18 protein-coding genes are annotated in these 20,242 nt (G+C 45.5%); 3 read left to right on the top strand and 15 right to left on the bottom strand.

The genetic code is table 11. The annotated features are described in order from the left end of the window. The 13 genes from HMPREF0581_RS04470 to HMPREF0581_RS04410 all read right to left on the bottom strand — a co-directional run bounded on the left by HMPREF0581_RS04470 (position 1) and on the right by HMPREF0581_RS04410 (position 13,469). Positions 1–804, bottom strand: coding sequence for a type III pantothenate kinase (locus HMPREF0581_RS04470; protein WP_009644257.1), 804 nt, complete (start codon positions 802–804; stop codon positions 1–3). Position 805: 1 nt separating this feature from the next. Then, positions 806–2,377 (bottom strand): PucR family transcriptional regulator, encoded by a 1,572-nt coding sequence (locus HMPREF0581_RS04465; RefSeq protein ID WP_009644338.1) that lies wholly within the window; start codon positions 2,375–2,377, stop codon positions 806–808. Positions 2,378–2,392: 15 nt separating this feature from the next. Beyond that, positions 2,393–4,519 carry an ATP-dependent zinc metalloprotease FtsH gene (ftsH, locus tag HMPREF0581_RS04460; protein ID WP_036380686.1) on the bottom strand — a complete coding sequence of 709 codons (2,127 nt, stop codon included), beginning with the start codon at positions 4,517–4,519 and terminating at the stop codon, positions 2,393–2,395. Positions 4,520–4,606: 87 nt separating this feature from the next. After that, a complete protein-coding gene (tilS, locus tag HMPREF0581_RS04455) occupies positions 4,607–6,181 on the bottom strand; it encodes a tRNA lysidine(34) synthetase TilS (RefSeq protein WP_036380684.1) in 1,575 nt (524 codons plus the stop codon). A gap of 37 nt (positions 6,182–6,218) precedes the next feature. Continuing rightward, positions 6,219–7,058, bottom strand: a complete 840-nt coding sequence (locus tag HMPREF0581_RS04450; RefSeq protein ID WP_009644227.1) for a TatD family hydrolase — start codon at positions 7,056–7,058, stop codon at positions 6,219–6,221. A 63-nt stretch (positions 7,059–7,121) separates the two neighbouring features. Continuing rightward, positions 7,122–8,723: a methionine--tRNA ligase gene (gene metG / locus HMPREF0581_RS04445; RefSeq protein ID WP_009644248.1), complete on the bottom strand. Its 1,602-nt coding sequence runs from the start codon at positions 8,721–8,723 to the stop codon at positions 7,122–7,124. A gap of 43 nt (positions 8,724–8,766) precedes the next feature. Continuing rightward, on the bottom strand, positions 8,767–9,000 hold the full coding sequence (locus HMPREF0581_RS04440) for a hypothetical protein (RefSeq protein ID WP_009644339.1): 234 nt from the start codon (positions 8,998–9,000) through the stop codon (positions 8,767–8,769). A gap of 287 nt (positions 9,001–9,287) precedes the next feature. After that, positions 9,288–9,836, bottom strand: coding sequence for a 2-oxoacid:acceptor oxidoreductase family protein (locus HMPREF0581_RS04435; RefSeq protein WP_009644374.1), 549 nt, complete (start codon positions 9,834–9,836; stop codon positions 9,288–9,290). An 11-nt stretch (positions 9,837–9,847) separates the two neighbouring features. Next, entirely contained in the window at positions 9,848–10,600 is a 753-nt protein-coding gene (locus HMPREF0581_RS04430) for a thiamine pyrophosphate-dependent enzyme (protein ID WP_009644222.1), read from the bottom strand. Next, on the bottom strand, positions 10,601–11,680 hold the full coding sequence (gene vorB, locus HMPREF0581_RS04425) for a 3-methyl-2-oxobutanoate dehydrogenase subunit VorB (protein ID WP_009644354.1): 1,080 nt from the start codon (positions 11,678–11,680) through the stop codon (positions 10,601–10,603). A 15-nt stretch (positions 11,681–11,695) separates the two neighbouring features. Continuing rightward, complete coding sequence (locus HMPREF0581_RS04420) at positions 11,696–11,908, bottom strand: 4Fe-4S dicluster domain-containing protein (RefSeq protein ID WP_009644294.1); 213 nt, start codon at positions 11,906–11,908, stop codon at positions 11,696–11,698. Between the two features lie 27 nt (positions 11,909–11,935). Then, positions 11,936–12,643, bottom strand: coding sequence for a nucleotide-binding protein (locus HMPREF0581_RS04415; protein ID WP_009644312.1), 708 nt, complete (start codon positions 12,641–12,643; stop codon positions 11,936–11,938). 85 nt (positions 12,644–12,728) lie between these two features. Continuing rightward, positions 12,729–13,469, bottom strand: a complete 741-nt coding sequence (locus HMPREF0581_RS04410) for an IclR family transcriptional regulator (protein WP_009644376.1) — start codon at positions 13,467–13,469, stop codon at positions 12,729–12,731. A 192-nt stretch (positions 13,470–13,661) separates the two neighbouring features. On the opposite strand from HMPREF0581_RS04410, the gene HMPREF0581_RS04405 reads away from it, so the two are divergent. Both HMPREF0581_RS04405 and HMPREF0581_RS04400 read left to right on the top strand, forming a co-directional pair. Continuing rightward, entirely contained in the window at positions 13,662–15,161 is a 1,500-nt protein-coding gene (locus HMPREF0581_RS04405) for a glycosyltransferase family 4 protein (protein ID WP_169731144.1), read from the top strand. A 216-nt stretch (positions 15,162–15,377) separates the two neighbouring features. After that, entirely contained in the window at positions 15,378–16,592 is a 1,215-nt protein-coding gene (locus HMPREF0581_RS04400; RefSeq protein ID WP_009644346.1) for a class II aldolase/adducin family protein, read from the top strand. A 223-nt stretch (positions 16,593–16,815) separates the two neighbouring features. Here the strand turns inward: HMPREF0581_RS04400 and HMPREF0581_RS04395 are convergent, their stop codons facing one another. Beyond that, positions 16,816–18,489: an SHIRT domain-containing protein gene (locus HMPREF0581_RS04395; RefSeq protein ID WP_169731143.1), complete on the bottom strand. Its 1,674-nt coding sequence runs from the start codon at positions 18,487–18,489 to the stop codon at positions 16,816–16,818. Between the two features lie 523 nt (positions 18,490–19,012). Here HMPREF0581_RS04395 and HMPREF0581_RS04390 point away from each other — a divergent pair. Next, positions 19,013–19,954: an alpha/beta hydrolase gene (locus HMPREF0581_RS04390; RefSeq protein WP_009644232.1), complete on the top strand. Its 942-nt coding sequence runs from the start codon at positions 19,013–19,015 to the stop codon at positions 19,952–19,954. Here HMPREF0581_RS04390 and HMPREF0581_RS08530 read toward each other — a convergent pair. Beyond that, the gene (locus HMPREF0581_RS08530) at positions 19,951–20,124 is read right to left on the bottom strand and encodes a malic enzyme-like NAD(P)-binding protein (RefSeq protein ID WP_330368115.1); all 174 of its coding nucleotides are present in this window, start codon (positions 20,122–20,124) and stop codon (positions 19,951–19,953) included. The genes HMPREF0581_RS04390 and HMPREF0581_RS08530 overlap by 4 nt on opposite strands. Positions 20,125–20,242: the final 118 nt, after the last annotated feature.

Raw genomic sequence — 20,242 nt, 5'->3', positions numbered from 1 at the left:
TTAACGTTTCTTTCTCTGTGATTTGTTTTTCTCATAAATCAGAACCAGTCCATCAAGTGTCAGTCTCTTCTCCACGACATCAATGCAGTTAATTCCATTCTCTACCATGGTAGCCATGCCACCGGTTGCGATAACCTTGATATCATCGTAGTTCTTGCCGTAATGCGTTACAAGTTCCTTCTTCATGCCTCCAACGATATATTCTGTAAGTCCCATGTGTCCGTACACGAGACCTGACTGCATACTCTCGATGGTATTCTTGCAAATCATGTTGCCGGGAGCCTCAAGATCTACGTTGGGCAGCTTTGCAGTCTGCTCAAAAAGCGCCTTTGCGGAAATCTTGATTCCGGGCGCAATCGTGCCGCCAAGGTACTCTCCGTCCTCGGTGATAGCGCAGAACGTCGTAGCCGTCCCGAAATCGATGACAATAAGCGGTCCATCATATGCGTGATGTGCAGCAACTGCATTTACAATTCTATCAGAGCCAATCTGTCTGGGATCGTCACACTTAATCTTGAGCCCCGTCTTAACACCAGTCTCAACAACTAGCGGTGACACGTGCAGATACTTGAAGCACATATGCTGCAAGGCAAAAAGCAGCGAAGGCACGACCGAGGAAATAATCACATCGTCGATGTCGGATGGGTCAAGGCCCTCATGTCTAAACATCTGCTCGACTAGAATCCCATATTCGTCTGCACTTCGCCTACTATCAGTGGCAAGTCGCCAGCTGGTAATGAGCTTCGACTTGCTAAATACGCCTATTACTATATTTGTATTCCCTACATCTACAGCCAGAAGCATTTTAGCGATCCTCCATTCTCCTTAGCGCCAGTGCCATGGTAAGACCGGGAATAATTCTATTGCCGGTCAGCTCCGCTCCGAGAATCTCGTTGATTCGCTTTAGTCTGTATTGAACTGTGTTGTTATGAATACTCATAAATTCAGCAGTTTTGTTGCTGTTCATGCCCGCATCAAGCACAAATGTCTCCAGCGTCTCCAGCAGCAATCTTCCCTTGTTGAGCGATACCTCTCTCTCGAAAGGCTCGAGCAGATCGAGATAAATCTTTTTGAGCACGTTGCTCTGCATCTGGATGTTGATACAGTTACAAACCATCGACATTTCATACTTGGTAAACACCCTCTTATACGGGAATACCGCTTCGACGTCATTCCAAGTCTCATTTATCATCTTAAAGCCTTCAATTGCACTATCCAGCTCTTCGATGCCGGTCGAGTGGAAGATTCTCACATCCTTGCGACCCTCCTTGAGATCATCGTACATCTTGAGGCAGTCGTTCTTAAGCTGCATGCCCTTGTCTTCGCCTGTGTCGGCGTAAATCATACCGTAGTATTCATTGCCTTCAATCAAAGGCAGTATTCCAAAGCCCTTTTCAGCCTTATACTTCTCGAGAATATCCTGCGAAGTGCTGTTGTTTATTCCATTTGCATAAAACACGCTGATGAACTGCTTATTTTTGAGTCCGGCCTCATCGATCAGAGTGTAGCAGAACGTCAAATCACCTCTTATAGCAGATTTGATAAACTCTGCCCTCGAGTCTCTTTCAGGCGTGTACTTCCACATACCCATTGCAAGCTCAATAATCTCAGCGAGCTTCTTAATCTCCGTCGCCGAGTAGTTATCTTCGTTGTCGACAATCATCAGAATGTGCTTCTCATTGTTGATATCAATGGTACCCCAGTAAGTGATGACATCGTTGATATTGACCTGTGTGAACATCGAAGAGTGAGATACATCTCTCTTCTTGGCTTGAACTATCGCGTTGTCTATAGTCTCCTCATGACGAGTCTCGATAGTCAGAATCGGGTTGAATTCTGTGGTCATAAGGATAGCCTGATAATCGTTATTGATGGCAGCTTCCTTGAGGGCGCTCTGGAAGTTGCTGTGCTTCTCAAAATTGAGAAGATGATAGATAGTGTTGTTAAGAATATTGTCGCTGTAATTATGTCCGTACAGAATCTTATCCAGAACCTGTTCCATCACAGCAGCGTATGTAATCTCCTTATCATCCGGAACGACAACGATGAGGAGTCCGTTGTCCTCGGCTGTCTTTATAACCTTAGGATCAACGGCTCTAACACCCTCTTCGTTGAGGAAAATTACGAGTGTGGCGATTGCCTTTTTGCCGAAGCCTACCACTATACGGCACTGAGCATCGATATCATCCTTGCAATTCCAGAAATGGGTCAGAACCATCTGTTCTTTAATTCCGTTACGTTCGATTCCCTTTTCATAATCAATCTCGTCGAAAACTGAGAGCGTGCGCACCCTTCGATCCATCTTTCTCTTGCATGAAATTACGGTGCTGCCTTTAAAAGCATCCAAATTAAGGCAATCTTCTACGGTTATCCTCATAATCTTGCTCCTCAATTACTGCTGATCAGAATCCTTGTGCTCATCAGCAGCTTCAGTATCTGTCTTCACTTCGTCATCTGTTGTAGCTTCAGTTGTACATTCTTCCTCTTCAGCGGCTTCAGGCTGCTTTTCAGAATCCTCCGTACCTTCTGCAAAAGTCGATTCCTCAAACTTCAGATCCCCGACCAGCACAGACTGTAACTCCTTGAGTCTTTCCTCCGCCTCAGCGCGTCTCTGCTCCTCAATCTTCTCACTCTCCTTAGCCTCAGCCTCGTTCATCTCAGCGATTTCCTCCTCACGAGCCTTTACATTGTCAGCTAACTCCTCCGGAGTAACCTTCCCATCGTACAGGTCGTTGAACTGCTCACCATCCAGAGTCTCCACAAGCAGCAGAGCCTGAGCAACCCTCTCAAAGGCCTCGTCATGCTCCTTGAGAATTGCGGTTGTGTCTATGTAACAGCTCTCCAGGATGTGCTTGATCTCGTTATCGATTTCAGACGCTGTCTCTTCGGAATAGTTCTGTCTGGTGGACAGGTCCTTTCCCAGAAAAACCTCCTCGTTAGAGCTAAAGCTTACAGGTCCCAGCTTCTTGCTGAATCCGTATTTGGTAATCATCTGTCTGGCAATTCCTGTTGCGCGCTCCAAATCGTTGCTTGCACCAGTGCTGATATCATCGAGCTTAAGCTCCTCCGCAACTCTTCCGCCAAGCATATGCTTAATCATATTTACCATATCTCCCTTAGTCATGAAGAACTTCTCGTCTTCAGGCAATGACATGGTGAATCCACCTGCCATACCTCTAGGGATAATTGTAATCTGATGAACCGGATCCGATTTAGGAAGCGACTTCATCACGATTGCGTGTCCGGCCTCATGGTATGCTGTCAGCTTTCGCTCAGACTCTGAGATAACCCTGGACTTCTTAGCCGGTCCGGCCATAACCTTGGTTGTAGCCTCCTCTATCTCATCCATTCTGATCTTGGTTCCGTTACGTCTGGCGGTCAGCAGTGCTGCCTCGTTGACAAGGTTCTCGATATCCGCCGGTGAGAAGCCCGGTGTTCTCCTTGCCAATACCTCAAGCGTAACGTCATCCGCAAGAGGCTTGTTCTTGGTATGAACCCTGAATATTTCCTCTCTTGCCTTTACATCCGGCATACCAATAACAATCTGTCTATCAAATCTGCCCGGACGCAGCAGAGCCGGATCCAGCACATCAGGTCTATTAGTTGCGGCAAGGATAATGATGCCGGCGTTGCCGTCAAATCCATCCATCTCCACAAGCAGCTGGTTCAGAGTCTGCTCACGCTCATCGTTACCGCCACCGAGGCCGGCACCTCTCTTACGGCCTACCGCATCAATTTCATCGATAAAGATGATACAAGGTGCATTCTTCTTAGCCTGTTCAAACAAATCCCTGACACGGGATGCACCAACTCCGACGAACATCTCGACGAAGTCAGATCCTGAAATGGTGAAGAACGGCACACCGGCTTCGCCGGCCGTAGCTCGCGAAATGTAAGTCTTACCTGTACCGGGACTGCCTACGAGCAGGACTCCCTTCGGAATCCTTGCTCCTAAATTGGAATATTTGGAAGGGTTCTTGAGGAAGTCTACTATCTCCTCCAGTTCTTCCTTCTCTTCCTTGAGTCCGGCAACGTCTTCAAATTTTATATTTTTGCCGTTTTCCTTGTACAGCTTCGCCCTGTTCTTGCCAAACTGGAACGCCTTGTTGTTACCTCCCTGACTCATCATAAAGTAGAACAGGAATCCAAGTGCGACTACCATTATTATGGTTGGCAGAAGCGAGAAGAAGTTGACACTGCTCTCCGGAGGATCGCTGGCCAGCTTGAGCTTCCCCTCCTTAATCTGCGGGAATATGTAATTTGTCTCCAGCCAGTTAATCTCAATGGCGGAAGGAGCGTAAGCGTATTCCTTATCACCGTTCTTCAGCGTCGCAGTCATCTTGCGGTCTGTTATATTTAATTTCTCGTATTTACCCTTCTCTAGGTGGGTTGCAAAGGTTGAGAACTTTACTTCGGTGTTCTTGTGTGCCCCGTCATAGCCTTTATAAAAAGTGGCAACTCCGAGAACTACCACGAATATAATCAAATATATTCCGAAATTCTTAGTAAATCTCTTCAATTATCGTACCCCTCATCTTTTAAAATTATGTTTTTGAGCTAAAATTTGTTATTTTGCACAAACTGCGGTGTTATTTTATCATACGTATTAGAACAGTTCAAGAAACAAAACCCTCTTTGAGTTGTCGTCAATCTGATATTTCTGTGAATATTTTCCCCTCATCCGATAACGTTCGGATTTAAAATCATCACGCGGCAAAATCCACAGTATCTCGTCTCCGCATGCGATGAAATCGACCGTATCTCGAGCAGACTTTGGCACCTTCTCGTCGACCAGAAAATCCTGCAGTTTTTTGTTTCCCTTACCGACCGAGATGTAATCTGCAGGTCTTCGGGTTCTGAGTCTGATTGACAGCTTGGATAGAAGCTCCATTCCATCGCAGGGTTCATCAATTATGACTCCCCTAGACTCAGCGAGCTTGTCGAGATCAAACGATGCAAATCGCATCGGAATCACGGCTTCCTGTCCTATGTCCTCGCGCTTTACATTTGAAACCTTTTTCCTGTACTCCTCCGCGCTTAAAATGAAAGGCGTCGGGATCGGCACGTCTTTCCCTTTTGTAAGAACCTTTACGTCAGCCTGCGGCTGCCTATCCGTCAGTACGAGCTCACCATATCTTCGTTCTGCAATTACTCCACCCGGTAGACTGCAGCTCGCCGACGGGCTGTCAGATTCTACGATAGAAACAATTGCATTTACGAGATCGTAGGTAGGATGTATATCATTCTCTTCCAGAATAATGGCTGCGACGCGCCGTTTTACCGCAGCATGCATCCCAATCAAAGGTCCGATGCGGTAATGAACCTCGCACTTATCATCAGCTTCAAGCTCATGTTCATTATCATTGCACGTTCTACCTTTCCCTTCACATACATCATCGGCAATCGCAGTGTTAACCTTGACACGCGCAAAGGCGTCCTCGGCAGCTTGCATCATGTAGTCATCATCGCAAGCTGCAGTCTCACTCAGTCTGATTATCGACTTCCTTAACGACGGATTAAATTTCTTCTCCAGATCCGGTATTAGCTCAAGTCTAATTTTATTTCTGCTGTATATAGGCTTCTCATTGCTCTCGTCAATGTTGGGTTCGAGAGCTTTTTCCAATATATACTCCTCAATATCGCTTCGAGGAGTAGCAAGCAGCGGTCTCACCACCTTGTAACCATGCTCATCTAACCGCACCTTGGCAATACCGGCAAGTCCATGCACTGTTGTACCGCGAAGAATATGAAATAATACTGTCTCAACCTGATCGTCGGCGTTCTGTGCCACCGCAATCTTGATCCTATCTCTGTCCACTCCACCCGCCTCTACCGCCTTAGCAGCCTCAGCAAAAGACTCATAACGAACGTGACGGCCTGCCTCCTCCTCCGAAATTCTCTCCCTTAACGCTATTGCTCTACAATCATACACACGAAGTTCAAAGGGGACTCTCAGTTTATCGCAAATATCCTTAGCATGCTTTGCCTCTGCCTCGCAGTCTCCCGGTCTAATCCGGTGATTAACGTGTACCGCATAAAGGCTAAGGCTGTATGCGGACTTCATGGAATTCAACGCATAAAGAAGCGTCAGCGAATCGGGTCCACCCGAAAAACCGATAATTACCGAATCTCCTTTCGCTATAGTATTGCTAGCTATGATATTTCTTAGAATCTTATCCATCGTCTATGTTATCCGTACAAATTTATTATAATTTCACCTATCTGTCGCTGTCTATGTTGAAGAAACGCCTTGCGTTTGTAGACGTAATGCGCGCCGCTTCCTCATAGTCCAGGCTCTTGAGCAGCGCCATTCTCCTGACCGTGTATTCAATATATGGCGATCTATTAGCTCTTCCGCGCTTAGGCTCCGGTGCCAGAAACGGTGCATCCGTCTCACTCATTATATACTCTAGCGGTATTCCCTTCAGCACCTCTACCGTTTTTCTCGCATTTTTGAAAGTCAGCGGTCCTCCAATTGAAAATGTCGCACCGAGCTTTACATACTCACGCGCAAGCTCGAGCGATCCCGAGTAACAGTGAAGCTGCACTCTTGCATCGGAAATCATTTCACCGTTTTCATCCGGGCGCAATGGGAACCAGCTCTTGCGCTCCTCGCTGAACGCGCCTTCTTCGAGAAGAATATCCTTTGTCAGTCCATCTGCATCCCGCGTATGAATCATCATAGGCATTCTGAGCTCATTGGCAAGCCGTATCTGTTTTCTGAACAGCTCCACCTGTTCATCCCTTGAATCCTTCCCGTAGTAAAAATCAAGTCCTATTTCACCGACAGCCTGAACCTTGGGTGCACCTGCAAGCTCTCTGATCGCTTCTACGTCGGCATCCGTGACAATCATTGCCTGATCCGGATGCAGTCCTACAGTCGCATAACACCATGGATAATCAGCCGCATCCTTTATAGCCTGCTTGGAGGATGCAACGGAATCTCCGACATCTATGATAAAGTCGACGTCGGATTCTGCGATTTCCTGCGCTCGTTCAGCCCTCTCAGCCTCGCTGAACTCTGCATAATTCAAATGAGTATGTGCATCAAACAGCATATAACTAATCCTTTTCTCTATTATCAAAAAGCCTCAAGTATGAACTTGAGACTTCATTCGTTTTTATTTCTTGCGGTTATTTGATTTTATTGCAACCTTTTCCTGCTGTGTGTTTGAAAGGATTTCGATTTCTTGCGCCACATCCAGTCTAGGGAAGAGAGGATTACCTTTGTGGACTCTTGCTCCAACCATCATGCGGAATACCTCAAGGTTAGACCACTCAGGCTCTACGTCGGAGAGTCCAAGCTGATCTCTCATCCTCTCGGAGGCAGTATGCATGTAAGGGATAATCAGAATTGAAATCATTCTAAGTGTCTCCGCGAGGTTGCTCATAACTGTATCGAGCTCTGCCTTCTTGCTCTCATCCTTGGCGAGCACCCAAGGCATCTTCTCGTCGATGTACTTGTTGGCTCTGGCGATTACAGCCCAGATTTCTTCCAGTGCGTTGTTGAAGTGAAAATCATCCATATGAGCTTCAACCTTTGCCGCACATCCCATAGCTGTATCAATTAATGCCTGATCAATCTCATCCTCTGTAGTGGCCTCCGGAACAATTCCATCGCAGTATTTCTCAATCATGGAGACTGTTCTGGATAAAAGGTTACCCAGGTCATTGGCGAGGTCGAAATTGATGCGGTTAAGCATGATCTCGTTGGTATACACACCGTCCTGTCCGAAAGTATACTCTCTGAGAAGGAAGTACTTGAGCGCATCAATTCCATATCTGTCGATGAGAATCTCAGGATCAACGATGTTGCCCTTTGACTTGGACATCTTGCCTCCGTCGATCAGAATCCAGCCGTGCCCCAGAACCTTCTGCGGAACCGGCTCATTCATGGACATAAGCATTGCCGGCCAGATAATGGAGTGGAATCTAACGATTTCCTTTCCTACGAGGTTAATACCCGGCCAGTACTTCTTGTACATCTCTTCGTCTTCGCCAGGGAACCCGAGAGCGGTAATATAGTTTGACAGCGCATCCAGCCACACGTAGATAACGTGCTTCTCATCAATTGGCACCTTAATGCCCCAGTCCAATGACTCTCTGGAAATGCATAAATCCTCAAGCCCATGCTCGACGAACGCAATCATCTCCTTCGCACGAGACTCCGGCTGCAGGAACTCTCCATTGCCGAGCAGCTCGGTAAGCTTGTCAGAATACTTGGATAGCTTGAAGAAATAAGCATCCTCACTCATCTTCTTGACCGGTCTGCCGCAGTCCGGACATTTACCGTCAACCAGCTGGCTCTCAGTCCAAAAGGATTCGCAAGGTGTACAATACCATCCCTCATATTTTCCCTTATAGATATCTCCGCTGTTGTACATCTTCATAAAGATATCCTGCACGCGCTTCTTGTGACGTTCCTCAGTAGTCCTGATGAAGTCATCGTAGCTGATTTCCATCGTCGCCCACAGCCTCTTGATGGTATCGACTATCGGATCGATATATTCGATAGGTGTAACACCTGCCTCCTGTGCGCACTTAGCAATCTTCTGTCCGTGCTCATCAGTACCAGTCAGAAATCTGACGTCATAGCCGGTCAGTCTCTTGAATCTGGCCATCGCATCAGCCATAACCGTGCAGTAGGTATGCCCTATGTGCAGCTTAGCGCTTGGGTAATATATAGGTGTAGTAATAAAAAATGTTTCCTTTTTTTCAGCCATCATTATCCCTTTCAAGCTATATATCTATGCCAAATATCAGAGCTTAGTATACGCCGTAATCCTCGTCGTCCTCGCCCCAGTCTACATCTGACCAGTCATCCTCAACGAAAATCTCGTCAAAAATCTTTTTTGTTGCAACAACAAGTGTAGCTCCGACAATAAGTCCAAATCCCGCAATCTTCATGCTTGTCTTGAGCATCTTATGTCTTCTCGCTACCTTCCCCTCTTCAATCAGTAAAGTCTTCTCTGCATCTGTCATATGTTTTCTTCTAGCCATTATATCCTCCTTGCCTTCAAGGCAACAAAACACGAATATATTACTCTCGATTATATCCAAATAGCGTGATATTATCAACCTCTAGCCATTATCTTTCCCTCCACCTCCACATTGTACTCATTGTGAACAAGCAGGGGGCATGAGATTACCGGAGCAACTCCAGGTATGAGAAAAGCCTCGCCCATTGCTTGGCGAGACTTTGTCTACAGTCTGAGGCGGCTGATTTCAGCTGCCTTTTCTCATACATGTTGGATTATTAATAGTTGCTGCTGACAAGCGATCGCCGATTACTTCCTGTGATCGGCACCTATATCCAGACCCGTCTGGAATGCCTTGTCGTTTAGAGGGATCACCTTAGGCTTGTGCTCAAACTTGTGGTGAATTCCGTCGTAAATAACCTGCTCCGGTACTGCGTTTGAATAGCCAATGTAAGCTCCAAGCATTATGATATTGAGAACTCTTGGGTTACCCATCTCGAGAGCCATCTCTGTAACAGGAACCGATACAACTGTGATGTCATCTCTTTCGATTGGATCCTTAACGATCGAGCTGTTGATAAACAGCGTGCCGCCCTTCTTAAGAGTTGGAAGGAACTTGTGTAGTGAAGGTCCGTTCATTACCACAAGGTCATCAACACTGTTAGATACCGGTGCACCAATATCTTCATCAGAAATTACAACGTAGCAGTTAGCTGTACCACCTCTCATAGCTGCGCCATAAGAAGGGAAGAAGGTTACGTTGAGATCTGTTGACTGGCAAGTAGCTTCTGATAAAAGCTTGCCCATGGTCATTACACCCTGTCCGCCGAATCCGGCAATCATCAAATTTCTTTCCATTCTAAACCTCCCTACTTAGCTTCTGCGCCCTTGTCTCTTACGAGACCTAGAGGGTACTCATTGAACATGTCATTCTCGAGGAACTTGAGCGAATCAAGTGTGCTCATTCCCCAGTTAGTTGGGCAAGATGTTACGATCTCTACGAGAGAGAAGCCTTTACCTTCTATCTGATACTGGAACGCCTTCTTGATCGCCTTGCGAGCCTTGACTACATTCTGAGGAGTGTTGCAAGATACTCTCTCAAGATAGTAAGGAGCTGTCAGCTGGTTGAGGATCTCAACGATGTGCATTGGATACCCGTGAAGCTCAGGCTTTCTACCCTCCGGAGCTGTTGTAGCATTCATTCCGATAAGTGTAGTAGGTGCCATCTGACCACCTGTCATACCGTAAATTCCGTTGTTGACGAAGATTACGGTGAAGTTCTCACCCCTGTTAGCAGCGGACATTGTCTCTGCCAGACCGATAGAAGCGAGGTCTCCATCTCCCTGGTATGTGTAAACGAGTGAATCAGGGGATGATCTCTTGATTCCCGTTGCAACTGCGCAAGCTCTGCCGTGAGCGGAAATTGTAGCATCGTGAGCAACGTAGAACTGGCCGAGTCCACAGCAGCCTACACCCTCAACTCTTACCAGCTTGTCCAGCTTACCGAGCTCCTCCGCAGCCTCACCGATTAGCTTGTGCACTGTACCGTGCATACATCCCGGACAAAATCCGGATACTGTATCAGGAAGAATTCCTTTAGTTCTTGAATAAACCTTTGCCATCTATAGTACCTCCTTAATCAGTTCACGAGCAGCTTCCATTACCTGATCATTAGTCAGAAGCTGACCACCGGATCTTAGGCACTCCTTGATAACTGTTCTGCCCTTAACTGCGTGATCCACATCCCATCTCATCTGAGCAGGAATGGACATCTCAACATCGAGAATTCCCTTAACTCTGTTGAAGTCCAGGTTCTCGAACACCTCATATGGGAATGGAGAAATCTTAATTGGTCTAATCATCCCAATCTTAACTCCTTCTTTTCTGAGTTCTCTTACGATAACCTTGCCGATACGAGCGGAGATTCCGTATGCTGCGATAATAATCTCAGCATCCTCTGTCTCAAGCTCTTCATATTCAACGTCCTTATCCCAAGTTCTGTAGAGCTTATCAGCCTCGATGTTAACAGCCTCTTGTCCTGTTCCTACTGAGCCGGGTCTGCAGAATGCGTTCTCACCAACGGGGTGACCTACGATAGCTCTGTAGTCGAATGCGTCTCTGAGCTCAGCGATTTCCTCTTCAGACTTCATTGGAGGAAGAACTACCGGCTCCATGATTGTTCCCATAACTCCGTCTGTGAGTACGAGAACCGGGTTCTGATCTCTTTCAGCATAGTCAAATGCCTTATATACCATATCTACGCACTCCTGAACTGTGGAAGGCGCAAGAACAATCATCCTAAATCCACCGTTTCCGGAAGCCTTGGTTGCCTGTAGATAATCCTGCTGTGCCGGCTGGATAGCTCCGATTCCGGGGCCGCCTCTCTGTACGTTTACATAAACTGCCGGCAATCTGGCAGATGCGCAAAAGGAAATTCCCTCCGAATACAAGCTGATACCGCAGCTGGATGAAGAGCTCATAGCTCTGATACCTGTCGAAACAGCACCGTAAAGCATGTTTACGGAAGCTACTTCGGACTCACCCTGTACAAATGTTCCGCCTACCTCAGGCAATCTTCTTGCCATATACTCAGGAATTTCGTTCTGTGGTGTAATCGGATAACCAGCAAAGAAACGACATCCTGCCCTAACAGCTGCTTCCGCAATAGCTTCACAGCCCTTCATAAATACACGTTCTGCCATATCGTTCCTCCTTTACTAATCTCTCCAAACCTCAATACAAGCCTCCGGGCATATCTGCGCGCACATAGCGCAGCCGATGCAATTTTCCGGTGTAGCTGCAACTGAATAAGGATATCCCTTAGAGTTAACATTTTCACCGATAACGAGGACTTTCTTCGGACATGAAATCACACAGTACTGGCACGACTTGCACGCCTCGGCATTGATTTCGACTCTACCTTTAGCCATCAACATTACCTCCTTAAATAAAATGTTTTAGCGATCAACCCATGAATAAGTCAGGAACAACTCGATCGGGAACAAATATCTGTCGGTCCTGGCACTAGCCTCCTCAAAGATATCCTCCCTAACTACGAGACTGCCAACGGTTACAAACTCTCCCAGCATCTCATCGAGCTTCTCAAGCCCTTCCATGAAGTCTTCAACACTCGTCCGGTAACCCAGATTAGGATTACCTAAAATGTAGATGCGATTCAACCTGGCCGCAGTGACAATTTCGCTCATGGTCTCATTAATCGACTGCAGACTCTTGGTCCACGGTCTAAACGGATTAATGATGTACACAGGAACCGTATTGTCATCCTTTAACAGATGTGAGTACACGCCGACAACTCTCGACGCATTGTGTCCGCCGCCGATATCAAGAATCGTATACACGTCCTTGTCCATAAGCGATTCGGCAACACCTCCAACAACCGTTGGCGCATCAAGAAATTGCAGCTGATAATTTATCTCTACACCCTTATGGGCGAATGCATCCTTCATATCTCTGGAGCGGTATAGGGGCTTGCTCTGATCCATGTCGAACACCTGAACCCTGCTGCCGGTCTTCTCTGCCAGCTTGGCAGCTACGTTCAAGACTATCTCGCTCTTGCCACTTCCGGCTTCCCCTATAAATAAGAAATTTTTCTTCTCATCGAGAAGATCCCCGAAATTCTTGTCCATCTCGTAGAAAATACTCATCCAACTACCTCATCTACAAAATATTTCATATAATTGGCCCCATGTCCGCATTTTCCGGCAGATCGGAGGGCATACAATACGCTACCTATCTCAACAGATTTTCACATTCAGAAGCTGTGTCCTGCAGTCTTGGGATTACAGAGTAAAGACTTCTGACCATCCTCTCCTTGTATCCGCTGACGCTGATCGCACATATAGCAGTTCCGTCTGTCGATAAAACCGGTGCGGCTACACATACGAGACCTTCTGTAACCTCTTCCATATCGTAAGCCAGCTTCTCCTCCTTGACCTCTTCAAGAAGCATCTTGTACTCTTCCTTATCAACAATGCTCTTGTCTGTCAGACGAACATAATCTATCTCGTCTACCAGCTTGTCAGACTCCCCTGAAAAAGCTGTGAGCACCTTGCCAGCTGCGGTCAGGTTGAGGCTCATCATCTCCTCCGAGCTGACCACTACGGCAATCCCCTGATATGGATTCTTACGAATAGCTATGTATGACTTTAGCCCTTGACGCACGGAAACAGTTACCGCCAGACCGCACTTTCTACACAGCCTCGCTACCGGCTCGTCAAGCATGTTCACGATCTGCTTCTGTATATTAGTATTGCGGCTCAAGGTGAACACTCTATCGGTCAGATAATAACCACCATCAATTTTATCCTTATAGATGTACTTCATCTCCTCAAGCGAATTGAGAATTCTGCTTATTGCAGCGTTGGAAAGTCCCGTCTGCTGCGCTATAGAAGTTAACGTCAGGCGACTCTGAGATTGATATAAATCCAGCACTTTCAACGCCTTCTCAAGTGAACTGTTGCGCTCTGCCATAGGATCTTCCTTTCACTACCTTTTCACAATTCAAAATATACTATCTGGGTTCGAGTTAGTCAACATAAATCGGCAAAATTTTTCCGTATTTCGAGCATTTAATTCGTTATGCGGAAAATATCGGTTGATAGAATTTTTAGTTCCGAGATTGATATTGACAGTGCAAATTTCTTATTAGACAATAGAACCACTATGAAAATCTTGAGTATAAGCACACAGAAGCCGCACTCGACCGGTAGCGGCGTATATCTGACCGAGCTCGTCAAATCTTTTGATCACTCCGGACACGAACAGGCCGTAGTTGCCGGGGTGTATCACGAGGATGTTTTGGAATTTCCCGAATCCGTCCGCGCATATCCCGTATATTACTCGCACGACGAATCGCATGGCGATATTCCATATAAGATACTTGGTATGTCCGATGTCATGCCATACCCTTCCACCCTGTACAGCTCGGTCTCGGAGGATATGGCAGAAGAGCTCTACGCAGCTTTTGGAAATGCGATCGGAAAGGCTATCCGCGATCTCGATCCGGATATCATCCTCTGCCATCATCTATTTCTGCTCACCGCTATGATGCCGGATATAATAACAGATTTTGCCGACGAAAGCTTTCATGGAAAAATCTATGGAATCTCGCACGGTTCCGACATAAGGCAGTTTCAGAGCTGCGATTTTCTACAGGACTGCGTTAAGTTCGGAATCAAGCGGATTGACGGAATTTTTGCTCTGCATGACGAGCAAAAGGCGCAGATTACAAACCTGTATGGAATTGATACTAACAAGATCAAGGTCATCGGCAGCGGATACAATGATGAAATATTCAACAGAAGTTCGGACAGCCTTGCTGCTGATGGGATTAAGGCTGACACTCTTAATTCGCACAATGATGCTGCAGATAAGCCTGCAACGGATAAATCCGAAATCGATAAGCTGTGTTCGGATATTCCTGAATCATACGGCTTTGAATCAGATAAGCCGTATAGAATTATCTATGCCGGCAAGCTCAGTACGGCTAAGGGAATTCTTCCTCTTATAGATGCCTTGTCTGAGCTGTATTACGATCAGGAAATTCCCGCTTTTGAGCTTCTGCTTGCCGGCGGTTGTCAAGAGGAAGGAATCTCCCGGAGGCTATCGGGGAAGCCGGTTCTGAAAGCGGGCAAGCTCGGGCCGCGCCCGTGGAATGCTGAAACCGCACCGAATCCGGGCGTGACCGCCGGTGCCGGTCAGGTCTTCAACCCCGGCACCGAAGCGCTGCCGTTTCCGGCGCGCTATCTCGGAATGCTGTCCCAGCAAGAGCTCGCCACAGCATTCCGAGATAGCGACATATTTGTCCTGCCTTCATATTACGAAGGACTTCCTCTTGTTCTCATAGAAGCTATGGCGTCCGGGGCGATCCCTGTCTGCACAAGCCTTCCCGGCATCAAAAGCTGGCTGTCCGACAAGGTTCTATATGATAATACCATCCTCATAGAGCCGCCTATGATGAAAAAACCCGGAATACCTTATGATACTGAAATTCCGAATTTTAAGCGAAGACTCAAGTTCGGGATCAAGGAAGCGTTAAAGCTTGCAGCAAACAGAAGAAGCAATCCTCATTACGTATACCCCGATACACACATGGCATCTTGGGATGGTGTGACTGATGCTATAATCAGCTACTGCTCATTAAACACCGATCGGGACAGATGAGCAGCGCTCACATATATCACATATACATTAAGTTAATATGTGTAAGTTTCCTTTTGCTCTCCACATAAGATATATGGGCGATGGTATAATTTAGCTGTCTTTAATCAGCCGGATGATCGAATACAAACATTTAGAAAGGCACGTATCCTCGTGACCTGATTTTTTGAAACGAACTGGCATCCTTACAGGTGCTTTTAGAATAAAAGAGGTATAGAAATGAACGAAATACAGGCAAGGGAGCTTATAGTAAAATACTCCTCCGACTTTACAGATAGATACACTAAGGGCTATGGATCAATTATTATACGTGTTGATAACGACACCTATTTAATGTCAAAGCCGGGACTGGTTCTTGATACAATCAAAAATTCCGATATTCGGCTATATGATATAAAGACCGGTGATGCAGGCAAGCTCTTGAGTTCAAGAAGGGATATAAACGTCATGATATTTGCCTGCACGGAGCCTTCTGCGCTCTACTCCTCAACTGCAAAGCTCATGAAGCCTGCGCTATATGATTTGGCAGGGCTTGTCGGTCAGGATGTCAGAGTCGCCGAGGATACAACATCAAAGCAACTGCTGGCTGCACTCAAAAACAGATCCGGTTGCTTAGTTCGAGGAAAAGGTATTTTCAGTGTCAGTGACAACATGAAGGATGCTGTTTCAATAGTGAAGATCATAGAGAAGAGCATAGAAGCCGAAATGTATGGAAGCAAAATCGGAGGCATCAAGCATTTGACTGATGAAGAGGCTATCAGGACGAACAGATTACATAACAGTATGTATTCAAACGTCAACTCAGGCGGTCAGGTTGATTTTGTAAATATTTCCCAAGACGAATTCAAGATAAGAAATGACATGATTGATTGCAGTCACAAGCTCAAGTATCTTGGTCTATTCCACGGTTCATGGGGCAATATGTCCGTTCGACTCAATAGTCAGGAGATGCTTGTAACTCCATCTGCCATGGAATACGCCAACATTCGTACCGAGGACATAGTCAAGGTGGATATAAATACGCTTGAATACGAACATATTCAAAGAGTTCCTTCCAGTGAATTTGATTTGCATGCTGCCATTTACAGAGCCCATCCTGAATGGAACGCGATTATCCGGACTCACTCGCACGGTTTAAGCGTGTTCGCCGCAGCACAAGCCGGTTTCAGAATTTCCGATCCCGGTCTTCATGCGATTCTGGGTGATGTAAGCGCAAGCAAGCACGTTGAGCCGCATACACCTGAATTTATTAACAGCGTTCTCACAGCACTTGAAAACAACAGCATCTGCGTCATCGCAAACAGGGGTCCTATTTTCTGTGCTGAAAATCTCGATGACGCTTCCGTAATGGCTGACGCAATTGAGGAGACAGCATGTAATATGCTCGGCTATGGCGAATCGTTGATCAAATCGGATCTCCCTGAAGACAATTAATGATTTGTGAATAAATTTTGGCTATTCGTAATAAAATATAGGTGCTGCTCTTACACATAAAATCGAGGAAACCGACATTCGATCGGTTTCCTCAATTTTTTAAGCTCAGTTCATTTTACGTCTTTTGACCAGCCCGAGAATTACAGAAGCACTGCATAGGAGGAACAAATATCCTCCGCCGACATTACCGTCTCCTGTTTTTGGTGATGTTTTGTTCGTTGATTTATTGTGCGGTAACCCCCCCATTTTGATTGACGATTTCTCTATTTGTAATCTCGAACTCCCCGCCCTTATAGAGCTTATAGCTTACAGCATATTTAGTACCATTAAGGGTAATCTCTTTATCCTTGACTTTAACGCCCTTATTGTCAGTTTCGATAATCCTATAGCTTGCACCGTTTTCATTCTCAACCTCGACTACCTTAGGACTGCCGGTAACTATCTTGTAAGGTATGTAGCTGCCGGTAACTATCTTGTAAGGTATGTAGCTGCCGTTGCCATCCTTCTGATTAATTACTTCAGTCTTACCGTTCAGTATTTTTTCAACAAGGAAATAAGCCTCCCGTTGTTTCTTTCCTTCCCACTTCTTAGTTACGTGAAGCTTTTTCATAGGAGTAAATTTCCACTTACCATACACAATCTCATCTTTTGTCACTTTGACAGATTCGACTATGCTTGTGTCGAGATTATCCTTGTCTGTAGACCAGCCGGTAAACTCCCATACGCCGTTCTCCCCGTTTTTGGGTGCAACGATTCTTTTTGGTGCCTTGTTCAGGTTAACGACCTCTTCATGTCCCAACCCTGTTACTTTATTCGGAACAGTGAATCCTGCAGGCGAATCACCTATCACTCTGTACTCCAAGCTATATGTGTTGACATTTATAAGCATCGGTACAGTTATATCCAACTTTGAAAGGTCTTCCTGGAAACGAACACTGAACCTTTGATCAGTTCCTTCCTTTGAAGGTGTCCCTTTTATATCTACGACCGTCCGCTTCGCAGTTTCATCATGCTTTGCAGCTTCCGCAGAAAGCCCATCGGGAAGTGTTCCTATAACACCAATCCTGTCGTAATGCAGCTGCACTGTGGTTTTTTGCCCGAAAGAACCTGGATAGTATGTGTATGGAAAATCCGGAAAAATCAGCGATTCACTATAGGGCTTGCCCTTTACAGCGTCCGAAAGACGGTTGCTCTTCAGCTTGACTCCTACCACAGAGGATGTGCTCCCATACATATTTGAGGAGCTTGCAACATGTCCGAAGGATGTATCGGATATGTATGTCACACCGTTACCTTTGTTCACAGCAGTACAATCTGTAAATTCGCTGTTCGAAACGTTTGACGTACCAAATGTAGTCAATCCCGAATTGCTCGAATCAAACTTGCAGTTCACAAAATTGATATTTGCACCTGCTTCAACCTCTACCGGTCCGTCAAAGGTCTTGCCGTTGACTGTTTCTTTTCCGCTATAGATAGTTTTAGTCAGTTTGGCATCATACAGCTTGGCAATCATAGCTGCGTCCATCTTACCGTTTTGACCTTCGTACAGAACCTCTCCGTTAGCCTTAAACGTGTAGACATATCCGATGCCGGATTTATATTCTTTACTCGTTTCAACCAAGTAATAATGAACACCGTCGGCAGAATACCATATCGATATCTTCTTCGTTCCGGCTTCTCCCGTAATCTTCTCATATACCGCACCCCACTTATCGCCGTCGGTAAATCCGTACGCTGCGCTTCCGGACTGTACGGAAACATCGTAAGGCTTATATACATCCTGCGTCCTGCTTTCGGCAGAGACAGGATGTATTCCGCAAAATACAATGCTGAAAACCAGCAATAATACAAATACGGCTCCTTTTCTCCTTATATAGCTCATTATTTTCCCTTTCATATAGAGAGCCTGCTGTGCTTTCAGATAATCTATCACTGATTTATCTGAAATCGGCACATACTATCTCAATAGAATACGACTTACATATTCACCAGATCAGTTAGTTCGTATTAACTAACTCATCTGGTAGTCTAACATATGAATTTTAAGAATTCAATATTGTAATAACACAAATAGCACAATTTTTTACTATTACTCGCTAACTATCGGTAGTCACTATTAAAGCTTACTAATCTCCGCTACGGTAGTCAGAAAGATGCCGTCAGGTTTTCTATCACTATTCGGTATGTGGTGTTTGAACTCGTTGACCCGTACATTTACGTGTTGATGCAATATAAGACGCATTGAACATTAAAAACTCCTGACACTCCTTCAAATTCAGTCTGCTATGCTTATTAGAAGTTGTCCGTCCACATGTACAGAGCGGATATCAAATAAAATCCTCATAATTGCAATAGATAAAAAGACGAGGTTAAGGTATACTAACTATATAAATATAATTTTTTGGTGGAGATAAGGAACTATGATTAGTATAAGATACAGGTTAACTGAATTTATGTTCAGACATTTTGTAAAGCCGATGATGAAAAACGCTGCAACGGAACCGGAAAAGTTTTTTGAAAAGCAGTTGAAAAGACAGCAGTCTGTGCTACCGCTTAAAAAGCTTCATAGGAAATATAATTTTGAAGAGAGAGAAGCAAACGGTACTGTATACTACGCAATCAGTCCGGAGGGTAGTCTCGCAAACGGCGTTGTTCTGTACTTTTTTGGCGGCGGATATTTTATGCCGGGAAATGCAGGTGATTTTGAGTTCGCTCAGGAGATGGCAAATGAAACGAATGCTGATGTATGGCTGGTGTGGTATCCTTTATTTCCAAAAGCTTCGGCCTTGGAAATTGTAGAAGCGGGAGTTAACGTATACATAGAGGCTTTAAGAGCCTTTAAGCCGACAGATATCACCTTTTTCGGTCTCTCGAGCGGAGCTTCCCTGGCTCAGAATATATGTATTCATATCGTCGATAAAAACCTCAATCTCCCTATGCCGGATAAGCTTATACTGCATTCTCCCGCCTTTCGAATTCCCCCCACAGAGAAGCAGAAGGAAAGGATGGCACAGCTCGACAAACTGGATTGTGTAGTACCTGTCGATTACATCTCTGAAAATAAGGCTATGGATATTGTAAATTTTACAGGAGCGGAATATATGAAATCCAATGTAGATTTCTCTTGGAAAGGGCTCCCTGATATATATGTAATCTTCGGCTCACATGAGGTGCTGCTGGCAGAGCTTGACGAAGCAAAGCAAAAGGCTGCGTCTGAAAATGTTGTGATGAGAGCTTATATCGGCGAGGGAATGATGCACACATGGGCAGCAGCAGGCTTTCTGCCTGAATCAAGGCATGTCAGAAGCAAAATTTACAGCATTATAAGACAGGATTCAGAGCTGAAATGGGAAAACGCCTAACACGGTGCAAAAGCTTCAACGAGAGGCCGGTATGCCGATATCATTTCATCCGTTACAAGCTTGGAATTGACAGCAATACTGCCTAATCCAAGTCCCGGGTAAATCAACGCATTGTTAGCCTGTCCTATCTCATATGTCACTCCTCCATAATGAACAGGATCTGCGGGAATTCCTCTAATTCAAGTTTTCTTTGAATACGTTGATCTGTTTGAAATGTACTTATTTGTAACGTTATTGACATACTGCTGAATGATGGATATAATTCAAACAAACAGTTAGATAAGACTA

The sequence above is a fragment of the Mogibacterium timidum ATCC 33093 genome (genome assembly GCF_000525775.1).
GTDB lineage: Bacteria > Bacillota > Clostridia > Peptostreptococcales > Anaerovoracaceae > Mogibacterium > Mogibacterium timidum.
Note: the sequence above shows the minus strand (reverse complement) of the source record. Positions and strands in the feature narration are given on the sequence as shown.

Excerpts from the sequence above, each read along its gene's own strand:
- HMPREF0581_RS04405 (WP_169731144.1), top strand. The coding sequence starts at position 13,662 with ATGAAAATCTTGAGTATAAGCACACAGAAGCCGCACTCGACCGGTAGC.
- HMPREF0581_RS04390 (WP_009644232.1), top strand. The coding sequence starts at position 19,013 with ATGATTAGTATAAGATACAGGTTAACTGAATTTATGTTCAGACATTTT.
- HMPREF0581_RS04465 (WP_009644338.1), bottom strand. The coding sequence starts at position 2,377 with ATGAGGATAACCGTAGAAGATTGCCTTAATTTGGATGCTTTTAAAGGC.
- metG (WP_009644248.1), bottom strand. The coding sequence starts at position 8,723 with ATGGCTGAAAAAAAGGAAACATTTTTTATTACTACACCTATATATTAC.
- HMPREF0581_RS04440 (WP_009644339.1), bottom strand. The coding sequence starts at position 9,000 with ATGGCTAGAAGAAAACATATGACAGATGCAGAGAAGACTTTACTGATT.
- HMPREF0581_RS04435 (WP_009644374.1), bottom strand. The coding sequence starts at position 9,836 with ATGGAAAGAAATTTGATGATTGCCGGATTCGGCGGACAGGGTGTAATG.
- HMPREF0581_RS04470 (WP_009644257.1), bottom strand. The coding sequence starts at position 804 with ATGCTTCTGGCTGTAGATGTAGGGAATACAAATATAGTAATAGGCGTA.
- vorB (WP_009644354.1), bottom strand. The coding sequence starts at position 11,680 with ATGGCAGAACGTGTATTTATGAAGGGCTGTGAAGCTATTGCGGAAGCA.
- HMPREF0581_RS04430 (WP_009644222.1), bottom strand. The coding sequence starts at position 10,600 with ATGGCAAAGGTTTATTCAAGAACTAAAGGAATTCTTCCTGATACAGTA.
- HMPREF0581_RS04400 (WP_009644346.1), top strand. The coding sequence starts at position 15,378 with ATGAACGAAATACAGGCAAGGGAGCTTATAGTAAAATACTCCTCCGAC.
- tilS (WP_036380684.1), bottom strand. The coding sequence starts at position 6,181 with ATGGATAAGATTCTAAGAAATATCATAGCTAGCAATACTATAGCGAAA.
- HMPREF0581_RS04415 (WP_009644312.1), bottom strand. The coding sequence starts at position 12,643 with ATGAGTATTTTCTACGAGATGGACAAGAATTTCGGGGATCTTCTCGAT.
- HMPREF0581_RS04420 (WP_009644294.1), bottom strand. The coding sequence starts at position 11,908 with ATGGCTAAAGGTAGAGTCGAAATCAATGCCGAGGCGTGCAAGTCGTGC.
- HMPREF0581_RS04410 (WP_009644376.1), bottom strand. The coding sequence starts at position 13,469 with ATGGCAGAGCGCAACAGTTCACTTGAGAAGGCGTTGAAAGTGCTGGAT.
- HMPREF0581_RS04395 (WP_169731143.1), bottom strand. The coding sequence starts at position 18,489 with ATGAAAGGGAAAATAATGAGCTATATAAGGAGAAAAGGAGCCGTATTT.
- HMPREF0581_RS04450 (WP_009644227.1), bottom strand. The coding sequence starts at position 7,058 with ATGCTGTTTGATGCACATACTCATTTGAATTATGCAGAGTTCAGCGAG.